Annotated in this window: 16 protein-coding genes; 8 read left to right on the top strand and 8 right to left on the bottom strand. The window is 45.9% G+C overall.

Annotated elements, in window-relative coordinates:
• Positions 1-19 precede the first annotated feature (19 nt).
• The gene (locus tag B5D50_RS06575) at positions 20-727 is read left to right on the top strand and encodes a hypothetical protein (protein ID WP_078921788.1); all 708 of its coding nucleotides are present in this window, start codon (positions 20-22) and stop codon (positions 725-727) included.
• Positions 728-788: 61 nt separating this feature from the next.
• Positions 789-1,289 (top strand): hypothetical protein, encoded by a 501-nt coding sequence (locus B5D50_RS06570; protein WP_143594277.1) that lies wholly within the window; start codon positions 789-791, stop codon positions 1,287-1,289.
• Between the two features lie 104 nt (positions 1,290-1,393).
• Here the strand turns inward: B5D50_RS06570 and B5D50_RS06565 are convergent, their stop codons facing one another.
• Positions 1,394-1,852, bottom strand: a complete 459-nt coding sequence (locus B5D50_RS06565; RefSeq protein ID WP_078921786.1) for a MarR family winged helix-turn-helix transcriptional regulator — start codon at positions 1,850-1,852, stop codon at positions 1,394-1,396.
• Positions 1,853-1,945: 93 nt separating this feature from the next.
• Between B5D50_RS06565 and B5D50_RS06560 the strand changes: the two genes are divergently transcribed.
• Both B5D50_RS06560 and B5D50_RS06555 read left to right on the top strand, forming a co-directional pair.
• Positions 1,946-2,332: an antibiotic biosynthesis monooxygenase family protein gene (locus B5D50_RS06560; RefSeq protein ID WP_078921785.1), complete on the top strand. Its 387-nt coding sequence runs from the start codon at positions 1,946-1,948 to the stop codon at positions 2,330-2,332.
• 120 nt (positions 2,333-2,452) lie between these two features.
• Positions 2,453-2,896 (top strand): cytochrome b/b6 domain-containing protein, encoded by a 444-nt coding sequence (locus tag B5D50_RS06555; RefSeq protein ID WP_078921784.1) that lies wholly within the window; start codon positions 2,453-2,455, stop codon positions 2,894-2,896.
• 48 nt (positions 2,897-2,944) lie between these two features.
• On the opposite strand, the gene B5D50_RS06550 is transcribed toward B5D50_RS06555, so the two are convergent.
• The 4 genes from B5D50_RS06550 to B5D50_RS06535 all read right to left on the bottom strand — a co-directional run bounded on the left by B5D50_RS06550 (position 2,945) and on the right by B5D50_RS06535 (position 5,759).
• Positions 2,945-3,910 carry a beta-ketoacyl-ACP synthase III gene (locus B5D50_RS06550; RefSeq protein ID WP_078921783.1) on the bottom strand — a complete coding sequence of 322 codons (966 nt, stop codon included), beginning with the start codon at positions 3,908-3,910 and terminating at the stop codon, positions 2,945-2,947.
• Complete coding sequence (gene plsX / locus B5D50_RS06545) at positions 3,907-4,932, bottom strand: phosphate acyltransferase PlsX (RefSeq protein ID WP_078921782.1); 1,026 nt, start codon at positions 4,930-4,932, stop codon at positions 3,907-3,909. Before plsX ends, B5D50_RS06550 begins: the two co-directional genes overlap by 4 nt.
• 82 nt (positions 4,933-5,014) lie before the next feature.
• On the bottom strand, positions 5,015-5,221 hold the full coding sequence (gene rpmF, locus B5D50_RS06540) for a 50S ribosomal protein L32 (RefSeq protein WP_078921781.1): 207 nt from the start codon (positions 5,219-5,221) through the stop codon (positions 5,015-5,017).
• A gap of 7 nt (positions 5,222-5,228) precedes the next feature.
• The gene (locus B5D50_RS06535; protein WP_078921780.1) at positions 5,229-5,759 is read right to left on the bottom strand and encodes a YceD family protein; all 531 of its coding nucleotides are present in this window, start codon (positions 5,757-5,759) and stop codon (positions 5,229-5,231) included.
• Positions 5,760-5,910: 151 nt separating this feature from the next.
• On the opposite strand from B5D50_RS06535, the gene B5D50_RS06530 reads away from it, so the two are divergent.
• Entirely contained in the window at positions 5,911-6,501 is a 591-nt protein-coding gene (locus tag B5D50_RS06530; RefSeq protein WP_078921779.1) for a Maf family protein, read from the top strand.
• Here the strand turns inward: B5D50_RS06530 and aroE are convergent.
• Both aroE and B5D50_RS06520 read right to left on the bottom strand, forming a co-directional pair.
• Positions 6,498-7,316 (bottom strand): shikimate dehydrogenase, encoded by an 819-nt coding sequence (gene aroE, locus B5D50_RS06525; RefSeq protein ID WP_078921778.1) that lies wholly within the window; start codon positions 7,314-7,316, stop codon positions 6,498-6,500. The two genes, B5D50_RS06530 and aroE, sit on opposite strands and share 4 nt — an antisense overlap.
• A gap of 20 nt (positions 7,317-7,336) precedes the next feature.
• Positions 7,337-7,666 (bottom strand): hypothetical protein, encoded by a 330-nt coding sequence (locus B5D50_RS06520; protein ID WP_078921777.1) that lies wholly within the window; start codon positions 7,664-7,666, stop codon positions 7,337-7,339.
• A 294-nt stretch (positions 7,667-7,960) separates the two neighbouring features.
• Here B5D50_RS06520 and B5D50_RS06515 point away from each other — a divergent pair, with 294 nt between their 5' ends.
• On the top strand, positions 7,961-8,509 hold the full coding sequence (locus tag B5D50_RS06515; protein ID WP_078921776.1) for a hypothetical protein: 549 nt from the start codon (positions 7,961-7,963) through the stop codon (positions 8,507-8,509).
• On the opposite strand, the gene B5D50_RS06510 is transcribed toward B5D50_RS06515, so the two are convergent.
• The gene (locus B5D50_RS06510; protein ID WP_078921775.1) at positions 8,472-9,641 is read right to left on the bottom strand and encodes a UbiH/UbiF/VisC/COQ6 family ubiquinone biosynthesis hydroxylase; all 1,170 of its coding nucleotides are present in this window, start codon (positions 9,639-9,641) and stop codon (positions 8,472-8,474) included. The two genes, B5D50_RS06515 and B5D50_RS06510, sit on opposite strands and share 38 nt — an antisense overlap.
• 122 nt (positions 9,642-9,763) lie before the next feature.
• Between B5D50_RS06510 and argB the strand changes: the two genes are divergently transcribed.
• Together argB and B5D50_RS06500 are read left to right on the top strand one after the other, a co-directional pair.
• Positions 9,764-10,645, top strand: coding sequence for an acetylglutamate kinase (argB, locus tag B5D50_RS06505; protein WP_078921774.1), 882 nt, complete (start codon positions 9,764-9,766; stop codon positions 10,643-10,645).
• 61 nt (positions 10,646-10,706) lie between these two features.
• Positions 10,707-11,456: a hypothetical protein gene (locus B5D50_RS06500; RefSeq protein WP_200807045.1), complete on the top strand. Its 750-nt coding sequence runs from the start codon at positions 10,707-10,709 to the stop codon at positions 11,454-11,456.
• The last annotated feature ends 6 nt before the right edge of the window (positions 11,457-11,462 follow it).

Raw genomic sequence — 11,462 nt, 5'->3', positions numbered from 1 at the left:
AACAACTGAGGACTATTGGATGCGCACATTGAGCAAGTGGAATCGTGGTTTTGTTTGGGTTTTAGTGTTCGGGGGCAGTTTAATCGGCTGTACCACGACAACACCGATAGATGAAAAGCGTGCTCATGCCATTCAGATGTGCAAACAGAAGTTACCCGCGAATGACAAGATTAAATTGCAATCTGTTTCCTTTGGCTGCATGGCCAGTATGGCCTTCTCTAAAGCGATTGGTAGCAACAATCCCGCCCCCTTACTCTGTATGGCGGGTGGTGCCTCAGGTTTCTTATTCGGTGAAACGATTGCTGAACGCAAATGCAGCTATGTCACCCAAACTGATCAATTAAATGGTGAAATTGCGCATGCAAAAAAAATGAATGCAGGTTTTACGATGGTATTCGCCCAGCAGACCACTGAACTCTCTAAATTTGAATTGATGCTGAGCGGCTTACGTAACCAACAAGCGGTCGATGCGGCTCAAGCGGCCCAAAAAGCTAATTTAGCGGCTAGCCTTGCTGAACAAGTGGCTAATGACCAAATTATTTTTAAACAAGCCCAAGAAGAATTTAGATTCAAACAAAAAACCCTAGCTGACAGCAAACGTTTAAAACAGCAAGTCAAAGAAGATGAATTAATGGCCGAAATCCAAGCCTTGCAAAAGAACCTTAAAACTTTGCAAGAAAACAATGCCAAATTTAGCCAACTGCGTCAGGATTTAAGTGAAGCATAAGCAGCATCCCACCAATGGCCAAGCGCTTGCTCTAGCATTCATGCTACGAGCAGGCAGCTGTATGCCAATACTTTTTTTAGCCGGTTGTAGCTCAAGCTTAGGAGCAAACCCCACTCAACCCATCGCAACTGACCCCGTGAGTGGCGATTTGCTCAAGACGCTAGATGCTTTAGAAACTGGCAAATATGAGCAGTATTTGCAGGCTCGACGCACCGAACTACGAAATTGGCAGAGTCAGCAAACTAAGCAACAAATGGCGATTAAACAGCTACAAGCCCAACAGGCTCGCCTCCAACAAGAGGCTAGCACCTTAGCCCAAACTTCAAGCACACATACGCAGCACACTCAACAAAGCCAACATAAGATTAAAATCTTAACCCAGCAACGCACAAAGCTTGCGACTGAAATCCAAGCTTTGCAAGCAGCCACTCGGCAACTTGAGCAAGCTAGGCAACAACAAGCCCAGCAAGAAGCAGAACAACAACAACGGATTAATGCGCTCTTAGCTGAACGTGAGCGGTTACGAAAAGCTCTAAAGCTGATGATTAATAGTGATAATTAGCGAGCTGTCCACTGTTCGAACCAGCCACATATTGATTCACTGATCAGTTGTACAATAGACCAACCAGCTTAAATTAGATTAAGAAGGAGAAAAGCACTGACACACTAGCCGTCATCTTTTTCTAAAATTGTGGTCAACCTGCAGAGTACACTCCAAGTGGTTTGCAAATCTGAATCAGATACCTGCGCACCCAAGAAATTTGCCCAAGGTACTTGGCGTTCCGATAAGCCCTCAAAAACCTCACGCCCCTGTACCGTTATCGTCAATAGCTTAGCACGCTTATGATCAGGATTATCTTGCCAAGCAACAAAACCCTGTTCCACCATTTCATTGGCAAGCCGTTGTACTGCCTGCCTAGTCTGGCCCATGCTGCGGGCAATTTGTGGCACAGTCATCGGATGTTCTGGAGTAGACAATAAGGCACCTAATACTTTCCAGCGGGCACTGGTTAGCCCGAATTCAGCACACATAGCATCTCCAGCTTGTACCAACAAGCCACTCAGCTTAAACGTTTCTAATACAATTGCAGTCAACAATCGCCCTTCTGATGTGTGACTTATCATCTATGCTCCGGTTTATTAATTTGACACTATATTGTCATAATGGCAATATAGTGTCAAATTACACTAACTTACTACACCAATGAGATCATTACCATGCTAAAATTCAAACCACTGGATGAAACCACACCCATTTTCCAACAACTAGATACCAACTTATCCCCAGTAGTACTAGTCAATATATTCACCGTTGCTGAAAACGATATTCCTCAGCTATTAAAGGCTTGGGAGCATGATGCCAATTGGATGAAGCGCCAACCAGGGTATATTTCCACCCAACTGCATCGGGGTATTGCGGGTAGTACCGTCTTTATGAATTATGCCGTTTGGGAATCCGTGAGCCATTTCAAACAGGCCTTTACCCACCCAGAATTCCAAGCCGCTATCGCCGATTATCCTGATTCAGTAGTCGCAAGCCCTCATCTGTTTTCCTGTGTAGGTATACCCAATTTATGTATTGGTGAACCTGCTGAATTAGTTTGAACAAGCCAGTTTTTTCCTCTACAAGCATCAATTCCTGCTAAGCAGCTTGATGCTTGACAAGCGTATTAAAAACATTTTGCGTTACCATGCCCAGCGTGGTTAAGTTAAGTATTGCGGCTGATGCACCTAAAAACCCCTAATATTGATCCTGAAAAAATCAATGCTTTACGTGGTCATATGATAGCGGGTGGTTTGATTTTAATATTAACTTTGCTACGTATTTTTGTACGCTTTAAGACTGCTTCGCCTAATCCAGTCACTACAAGCAATGCGTTTTTGGATAAGGTGGCGGCTCTAGTTCATCTATTATTAAATTTATTAGTGCTGGTCATGGCAGGTAGTGGTATCGCACTAGCCCTAGGTGCCGAATTGCCCGATATAGTCTTTGGTGGGTCTGGTCAACCTTTACCGATGAATTTTCAGGATTTTCCAGCCCGTGCCGTGCATGGAATCGTTTCTAAGCTATTAATCGCACTGATTTTATTACATATAGCCGGTGCTATTTATCATCAGGTGATACTAAAAGATAAGCTCATGAAGCGGATGTGGTTCGGTAAGCGCTAAGTTTGCTGTACCTAGATAACGCTGCTAAGTAGTAGCGTTCACAGCCCTTCAATACCGCACCAAAGCCGAACCCCAAGTAAAACCACCGCCGAAGGCCTCGAGCAGCAGCATATCCCCGCGCTGAATCCGCCCATCACGAATGGCTGCATCCAAAGCTAAAGGAATTGAGGCAGAAGAGGTATTCCCATGTTCACCTACGGTCACGACCACTCGCTCCATCGGCATATTCAATTTTTTAGCTGTTGCTTGAATAATACGAATATTTGCTTGATGCGGGACTAACCAATCAACCTCAGCCTTAGTCAATTGATTCGCCTCGAGAGTTTCATCGACAATCCGGCCCAAGGTATTCACCGCCATTTTGAAGACTTCATTGCCCTTCATTTGTAAGAAAGCGCCCGTTTCCCGCAGCAACTGATGATTGCGAGAAATCCCTGCGGATACATTCAACAGGTGCTCATATTTACCATCAGAATGCAAATGAGTGGAAAGAATACCCGCCTCATCCGAGGCCTCTAATACTAAAGCTCCCGCTCCATCGCCAAATAAGACGCAAGTCGTGCGATCATTCCAGTCGAGAATACGGGTCATCACCTCACTACCCACCACTAAAGCACAGCGGCTTGTCCCCGCTTTAATGAAATTATGCGCTACCCCTAAAGCATAAATAAACCCTGAGCAAGCGGCGTTCACGTCAAAGGCGGGGCCACCTGCAATTCCTAAGCGACCTTGCAACAGACAAGCCGTACTAGGAAACACTAAATCCGGTGTTGAAGTCCCTAACACAATCAGATCAACATCCTCAGGACGCTTACCCGCCATCTCTAAAGCACGGCGGGCAGCCACTTCGGCTAAGTCACAGGTGGTTTCCGTGTCTGCTACATGGCGTTGACGAATTCCCGTGCGCTCGACAATCCACTCATCATGGGTATCAACGGTTGCTTCCAACTCACGGTTAGTGACTATCCGTGGCGGTAAATAACTGCCAGTACCGATAATGCGTGCATAGCTCATACTGTTTGTCCTTCTAGCAAGGCTGCGATTTGCTTATTAATCCGCTGCGGAACTTGCTTAATAATTTCTGTGCGGGCGATACTGATGGCATTGGCAAATGCTAAACTATCTGCCCCACCATGACTTTTCACAGCAATACCCTGCAAACCTAATAAACTAGCGCCATTATAACGCCGAGGGTCAATTTCTTGCCGAAAATTATTCAAGACCGGCAATGAAATCAGCCCAGCCATTTTACTAAGAAAATTACGGGTAAAACTGCCTTTGAGCTTGGATGAAATCATCTTCGCTAAGCCCTCACTAGTTTTTAGCGCGATATTTCCTACAAAGCCGTCGCAAACAATCACATCGACTTCACCTAAGTAAATATCATCGCCTTCAACATAACCGATATAGTTCAAAGGTGAATTTTCTAGCAAAGCATTAGCGGCTTTGACCTGCTCATTGCCTTTAATAGCTTCTTGGCCAATATTTAGCAATCCCACTCGTGGGCTAGCTAACTCATCAATAGCTTTACTCAGCTCCGAACCCATCAAAGCAAACTGATAAAGATGCTCAGCGGAGGAATCGACATTCGCCCCTAAATCCAAGACATGCGTATGCCCTTGCAAAGATGGCATGACCGTACAGATAGCCGGACGATCAATACCGGGCAGCATTTTTAAGACAAAACGTGCCGTGGCCATCAAGGCCCCTGTATTACCGGCGCTGACAACGGCATCAGCTTGATTATCTTTGACTAAATTAATCGCGATTCGCATCGACGAATCTTTTTTATTTTTGAGTGCTAAGGCGGGTGAATCCTCCATCGTCACGACTTGTGAGGCATGCTTAACTTGCAAGCGCTCCGTTTCAGCCATGTTCTGTGCCTGTAAAGCAGCTCGAATTTGCTGCTCATCGCCTACGAGTATTAAGGCAATATCTACGTGATTTTCTAATGCTTTTTTTGCAGCAGGGATCACCACCGTCAGCCCATGATCCCCACCCATCGCGTCTAAAGCAATGCGGTACCAAGTACCCATGCTGTTTCTCTCCTACAAAAAAATCGCGGGTCAAAGCCCGCGATTTTTATTCATAACCCTTTGATCAGGTGAAGCCCTGTCATCACGCTTGATCTTGTTCTTCGTCGTCGACTTCAACAGCAGTTTTTATAATTTGACGACCACGATAAAAGCCACCTGGAGTCATGTGATGACGCAGATGGGTTTCACCTGAAACTGAGTCTACTGAAGTAGTACGTGCGGTTAATGCATCATGTGCACGACGCATATCACGCTTAGCACGCGATTTACGAGTTTGTTGGACTGCCATAGCAATTTTACTCCGATTTCTTCCAATCTTTTAAGGCGGCAAAAGGATTTTTTGACTCTTCTGCTGCTGAGGGTTCCACGAACTCATCAGGTGAACCTTCAAATAAAGGCTTAACTGGCTGACAAGCTGCATGTCGAGCAACTACCGGCAAGGCTAAAAGAATTTCATCTTCTATAAAATCTCGCACGAAAATACGCTCGTCGTCGACAATATAAAGTTCGTAACCCTCTTCTTCGGGTTCACGATCTGTTTGTGAAGTCGTTAAGACCACATTAAGTTCAGTAGCAATCTCCACTTTGACAGGCTCTAAACAGCGTTGGCAACTTAACCAAAGCTGCCCTGTTACCGAACCTGCAATCAATGGCAGACCGCTAGCAGAATGCGTGAAAATCATTTCTACTTTGAACTCACTTTCCTGAGATGCCACCGCCAACTCACGTAAACGTGGCAGTTGCTGCAAAGGCAACACGCCCGTTAATGATCGACGTTGCTCAATCATTCGGAAAGGATTAACTTCAATGGGTAACCTGTTCGACATAAGCGCGCGATTATATGAATCTAGAGGCCTGAGTGTAAAGAAAAATCACCGTCGAGTGGATAGAAAGCTGCTTGATTTTTTATGCTTGACATAAGATGCTGCCGCTCTCATTCCATTTAGCTCCTAGCCATTAAGCCATACTGAGTGCCTTATGCCAACAACTTTAGTTTTAGCCTCTAGCTCTAGCTATCGGCGTGAATTACTAACACGCTTACAGCTCCCTTTTGTTACTGCGGCACCGGATATTGATGAAAGCCGTTTAGCCGATGAGTCGGCTCAAGCGATGGTTGCACGTCTGGCTTGGCAAAAAGCCGCTGCTTTAGCCACACAATACCCGCAAGCTTTGATTATTGGCTCTGATCAATGTGCCGTTCTAGGTGAGCAAATTCTCGGTAAGCCGCTAACCCATGAACAAGCTCGCCAACAATTACAAGCTTCATCAGGACGCATCGTTGAATTTCTAACCGGATTATGCTTATTAGATAGCCAAACTCAAAGTTTTCAACTCGAGGTTATTCCTTTCCAAGTCGAATTCCGCGAACTGCAGGCTGCAGAAATCGAAAATTATTTGCTGCGTGAGCAACCTTATGATTGTGCGGGTAGCTTCAAATCGGAAGGCTTGGGGATTAGCTTATTTAATCGTATGCACGGCGACGACCCGACCGCTTTGATCGGTCTGCCCTTAATTCGCTTAGCGGCGATGTTACGCAAGCAAGGCTATTTAATTCCTAGTGCTGTTTAAGCTTTCAAAGCGGCAAACACTGCTTGAGTCGCTGGGCGAATACCACGCCATAACTCAAAAGCCTCAGCGGCCTGCTCAATCAACATGCCAATGCCATCAAATACTTGAGCGGCACGCTGCTCATCAGCCCAACGCATAAAGGGGGTCGGTTCATTGCCATACATCATGTCATAGCAGACCCCACCTTCAGCAAGGCAAGCAGGTAAAGAGGGCAACTCACCCTGTAAGCTCGCTGCTGTGCCATTAATAATGACATCAAAACACCCAGTAATAGCGTCTAGCCCAACCCCTTGCAGCTCACCCAAAGTCTTAAAATCACGTGCTAACTCTAAAGCCGTGGCAGCAGTGCGATTGGCCAATAATACCGTTGCAGGTTCAGCCTCTAATAAAGGTTGAATAATGCCACGCACCGCGCCGCCCGCACCCAATACCAAGACCTTTTTACCTTGAATTTGCACCTGCTTATTCACTAGCAGGTCACGCATCATGCCTAAGCCATCGGTGTTATGCCCATAAATACTTTGATCAGGGCGTATCATTAAGGTATTTAAAGCACCCGCTATTTGTGCATAAGGACTCAGCTCATGCGCAAAAGCCCAAGCATTTTGCTTAAAAGGGATCGTTATATTGCAACCACGCAGACCTTCAGCAAATAAAGCTTGCACTGTCTGCTCAAAGCCACCAATAGGCACTAAGACCGCTTGATAATCCAAGTGTTGTTGGGTTTGCTCTGCAAACAAACGATGAATCAGTGGCGATTTACTATGCGCAATCGGGTTTCCAAGCACAACGTAACGATCAAGCGGCAAAGACATCACAATTCCTTTCAATTCAGTTAGTCCATCGACAATACAATTTCTGCATTACCTTTAGATTTTAACTGAAAAGCCCGACTTCGTTCCTTATTGTTGAGCACCGCGACGGCTTTATAAGCACCGGGGCGCAGATTCAAGGTCGCCGTATGACGTGTGATGGTCTCAACCGGATTACGCATATCATCCATGCGATAGACTCGCCATAGCACATTGGTGAAAGCGGGGTTATTTTGTAAAGTTGCCACTAATTTAACAATACCATCCTCCTCCAATACCGTAGGCTCTGCTTGTACCATTGATAGGGATTGCCATACGAATACAGCACTGGCTAATAACACTCTCCAACACATGCCCTTTTTTTCGCCTCTCATAATTATCACTCTCCATGACAGGTCAACAGCGCTAGTTATTCTTATTGTCGTCCCTCGTCTTAATACCTAAACCCATTTCTTGCTGTGGGGGGAAGACTATTTTCTATCTAAGCTATTATTAATGATAGTCAAAACGATGAAAAATTAAGCGCTTATTTTCACACCCAGTCACCTGCATAGCAACACAGACTATCGGAAAAGCCTACGGACTTCCTATAAGCCCCTCTATACTGTAGGCAAAGATCGCCATCTTATCAGAGCAAATTCATAACAATGCAAGCGACATCCAACTATCAAACACTCAAACAACGTCACCTACTCTTCGGTAGCCGTGAGTTTGTAATCAAAGCACCTGATGCCTTACTGGTTAAAGAGCGCTCTCTAGGTCGATTGCATGAAACACAAATTCCCTTGAGTGTCCTAGACCCCTCTCCGACTTACTCATCCTCTTTTTCAATCAAGTGGTTATTTCATAGCTTATTTGTTGGTTCTTTAACGGGGTTTGTACTGTATTGGGCACTCATGAAAAACATGCTCGCTTTATACATTTTGGCCGCGATCTTAGCCGGCACAACGCTAGTTCTGGCTTATCGCTTTTTTTTATACACCACCCGTTTAGTGATTTTTCGACATCTGCATACCCGCGAAAATTTTTTATATATTTGGCAGAGTCGTCCCAAGCGCAAAAAAGTTCAGGAGTTTGTGCAAGCCTTAAGCTTATTGATTCAAGAACAGCAGGCTAGTAAAAGCCCACCAACCCAGTTATTGAATTCACCGGCCAATACTACAAACCCATCGCCCGCCTTGCCAGCTGATATTTAAGCGGTGGCAATTGATTGACGGTGCTTAGACCCGTATTACGTAGCCATTGCCAAGGTGGCAGGGTATTGCTAAATAACAAGCTAAAGCCTTCCATGAGTTTTTGCGTCAGCTCATTATCCCCACGGCGTGCACGCTCATAACGCCGTAATAATCTCAATGAACCCAGATCAGCGGTTTGATTTGCAAGGATTAACTCTGCTAAAACGTGGGCATCTTTAAAGCCTAAATTCACCCCCTGCCCTGCCAACGGGTGAATGGTATGAGCAGCATCACCGATCAAAGCCACTCGCTCATGTAGATAGCTTTGAGCATGCAAACCCCGCAAAGGAAAAGCCGCACGCCCCTCGCTACTGATCAGCTCACCCAATCGAAAATCGAGGGCTTGGGCTAACTCACGGTTAAAACGCTCAGCACTCCAAAGCAGCACTGCATCCGCTTGATCAGCCGCTAGCGTCCAAACCACTGAGCAAGCCTGCGGATGAGGTAAAGGTAAAAAAGCAACTGGCCCTGACGGTAAAAACCGTTGCCAAGCGGTAGCCTCATGCGGTAAAGCTGTATAAACCGTAGCCACCACAGCCTTTTGCCCATAGTCTAAAACTTCATAAGGCAAAGCAGCCAAACGGCGCACGCCCGATTGAGCACCATCTGCACCAATTAATAACTGAGCGGTTAAACGCCGCCCATCGGCTAACTTCACGGTAATCTGCTGCGGACTTAGCTCAAAGTCAGCTAAGCGGGCTGGGCAAAGTAAGTCAACACTAGGATAGCGTGTTAAGGTTGCTAACAAGGCTAACTGTAATACCCGATTTTCAACAATATGCCCTAAATCTGGCTCACCTAGCTCAGCTGCTTCAAAGCGAATTAAGCCCGCCCCAGTCGCATCCCAGACTTGCATATTTTCATACGGTGCAGCACGCAGTGCCAATACCTCCGGCCATGCGCCTGCTTGCTCGAGTAAACGCTGTGAGGCTCGACTTAAAGCCGAGACTCGATTATCGAATGGATCACTCACCACAAAAGTTCGGGGGGTAGTTGCCTCTAAAACGGCAACTTTTTTACCGGCCTGACCAAGCAAACCCGCTAAAGCGGCGCCCACCATGCCACCACCCGCAATAATAATTTCGTAATCCATGTCTCATCCTATCTGGGTCTTGCCAACAATATAGCAGGATTCAGCGACAACATTAATGTTCCAATGCCAGCAAACTGGGTATACTTGCCGCCATTTTCAGCTTGATCTAGGACAGTTTCGCTATGGCACACGATGCTCACGATACCGCAAAAATTCTCGTTGAGGCTTTGCCTTATATTCAGCGCTATGCAGGTAAAACCATTGTGGTGAAATACGGTGGTAATGCCATGACTGAGGAAAAACTCAAACTCGGCTTCGCCCGCGACATCGTACTCCTCAAACAAATCGGTATTAATCCCGTGGTTGTTCACGGGGGTGGCCCACAAATTGGTGAAATGCTGACACGCTTAGGTAAAGACAGCAAATTCATCGAAGGTATGCGTGTTACTGATGCCGAAACGATGGATGTGGTTGAAATGGTACTCGGGGGTTTAGTAAATAAGCAGATCGTCAATTTGATCAATCAAGCGGGCGGCCGAGCGGTGGGCTTAACGGGCAAAGATGGGCATACGATTATTGCTGAAAAAATGGCGATGAAAACTAAGAATGCCCAAGGTGAACTCGAAGCGGTTGATTTAGGCCATGTCGGTGAGGTCACTAAGATTAACTCACGCTTCTTACGTTTATTAGATGAAGATCGTTTTATTCCCGTGGTTGCACCCATTGGAGTGGGCTTAGATGGGACAACTTATAATATCAATGCTGATTTAGTGGCTGGTAAGATTGCAGAAGTCTTAGGGGCTGAACGTTTACTCTTATTGACCAATATCCCTGGGGTTTTGGACAAAGAAGGTAAGTTGTTGACGGCTTTATCACAAGCAGAGATTCTCCAGCTGATGGATGATGGCACGATTCATGGCGGCATGCTACCCAAACTCACCTGTGCCATAGATGCAATTCGAGGGGGGGCAAATAATGCCTGTATTATTGATGGGCGCGTTGAGCATGCTTTATTGCTAGAGCTACTCACTGATCAAGGTATGGGTACTATTATCACCCGTTAATCTCACTCCCTAAGCTTGGCTACCCTCTGCCTTAAGCTGAGGGTTTTGTATGGAATAGATCATGACCGCCTATCCTCAAAGTACTCAAACCTTATTAAATAAAGCGACTGCAATCAGTGGTGCAGGTTTTGATATTGTTTACGATTATAATTTACCGATTTCTTCTAGCGTAAAAATCGCGGGGCGCGAGGGTCGTGAGCGGCATGAAATTATTCTGCGTCTCCCAAGTGATGAAAATAATTATTTGATTGCTTGGCAAGCTGCCTTTGTTTTGCATCAATTTCAAATGCCCGAAACGGAGCGCGCTAATCTCAAGCCAGAACCAGCGGCACTCGCTCCGATCAAAAGTGAATTGCTGCAAATGCATCCACAAATTCCGATTAGCCAGCGTGAGCATTTCAGTGAGCATGTGATCGGCGGAGTTCTAACGCAATTACGTTCGATGCCTGTCGGGATGCTGATTGATCTTGCCTTGCATCGTGATTATACCGAGCTACAGGCAACTCAGCGCCAATCCTTGATTAATCAAGTAGTTGAGCATATTGGTTGCCTACAAATGACCGCTGACATGTTCCCACGTAGGGTGCTACGCGCCAATCAAGTCATGAATGCAGCCCAAGCCTTGATGGTTGCCACTTTGTTTGACATCCCTGATATTTTCGCCCCCTATCAAACCGTTGGGATGGAAGCAGCAGCAACTTTATTGCTCGATGCCTGTATGCACCAAGTATTTGATGAAACCTTAGACCGTGAATTAATTGATAGTTGGGGTCGAACCTTGGGCATTGAGGATTGGTATCGTTGGGTTTAGGTAAAC

Source organism: Thiothrix eikelboomii (assembly GCF_900167255.1).
Classification (GTDB): Bacteria; Pseudomonadota; Gammaproteobacteria; order Thiotrichales; family Thiotrichaceae; genus Thiolinea; species Thiolinea eikelboomii.
Note: the sequence above shows the minus strand (reverse complement) of the source record. Positions and strands in the feature narration are given on the sequence as shown.

Excerpts from the sequence above, each read along its gene's own strand:
- B5D50_RS06575 (WP_078921788.1), top strand. The coding sequence starts at position 20 with ATGCGCACATTGAGCAAGTGGAATCGTGGTTTTGTTTGGGTTTTAGTG.
- B5D50_RS06570 (WP_143594277.1), top strand. The coding sequence starts at position 789 with ATGCCAATACTTTTTTTAGCCGGTTGTAGCTCAAGCTTAGGAGCAAAC.
- B5D50_RS06565 (WP_078921786.1), bottom strand. The coding sequence starts at position 1,852 with ATGATAAGTCACACATCAGAAGGGCGATTGTTGACTGCAATTGTATTA.
- B5D50_RS06560 (WP_078921785.1), top strand. The coding sequence starts at position 1,946 with ATGCTAAAATTCAAACCACTGGATGAAACCACACCCATTTTCCAACAA.
- B5D50_RS06555 (WP_078921784.1), top strand. The coding sequence starts at position 2,453 with ATGCACCTAAAAACCCCTAATATTGATCCTGAAAAAATCAATGCTTTA.
- B5D50_RS06550 (WP_078921783.1), bottom strand. The coding sequence starts at position 3,910 with ATGAGCTATGCACGCATTATCGGTACTGGCAGTTATTTACCGCCACGG.
- plsX (WP_078921782.1), bottom strand. The coding sequence starts at position 4,932 with ATGGGTACTTGGTACCGCATTGCTTTAGACGCGATGGGTGGGGATCAT.
- rpmF (WP_078921781.1), bottom strand. The coding sequence starts at position 5,221 with ATGGCAGTCCAACAAACTCGTAAATCGCGTGCTAAGCGTGATATGCGT.
- B5D50_RS06535 (WP_078921780.1), bottom strand. The coding sequence starts at position 5,759 with ATGTCGAACAGGTTACCCATTGAAGTTAATCCTTTCCGAATGATTGAG.
- B5D50_RS06530 (WP_078921779.1), top strand. The coding sequence starts at position 5,911 with ATGCCAACAACTTTAGTTTTAGCCTCTAGCTCTAGCTATCGGCGTGAA.
- aroE (WP_078921778.1), bottom strand. The coding sequence starts at position 7,316 with ATGTCTTTGCCGCTTGATCGTTACGTTGTGCTTGGAAACCCGATTGCG.
- B5D50_RS06520 (WP_078921777.1), bottom strand. The coding sequence starts at position 7,666 with ATGTGTTGGAGAGTGTTATTAGCCAGTGCTGTATTCGTATGGCAATCC.
- B5D50_RS06515 (WP_078921776.1), top strand. The coding sequence starts at position 7,961 with ATGCAAGCGACATCCAACTATCAAACACTCAAACAACGTCACCTACTC.
- B5D50_RS06510 (WP_078921775.1), bottom strand. The coding sequence starts at position 9,641 with ATGGATTACGAAATTATTATTGCGGGTGGTGGCATGGTGGGCGCCGCT.
- argB (WP_078921774.1), top strand. The coding sequence starts at position 9,764 with ATGGCACACGATGCTCACGATACCGCAAAAATTCTCGTTGAGGCTTTG.
- B5D50_RS06500 (WP_200807045.1), top strand. The coding sequence starts at position 10,707 with ATGACCGCCTATCCTCAAAGTACTCAAACCTTATTAAATAAAGCGACT.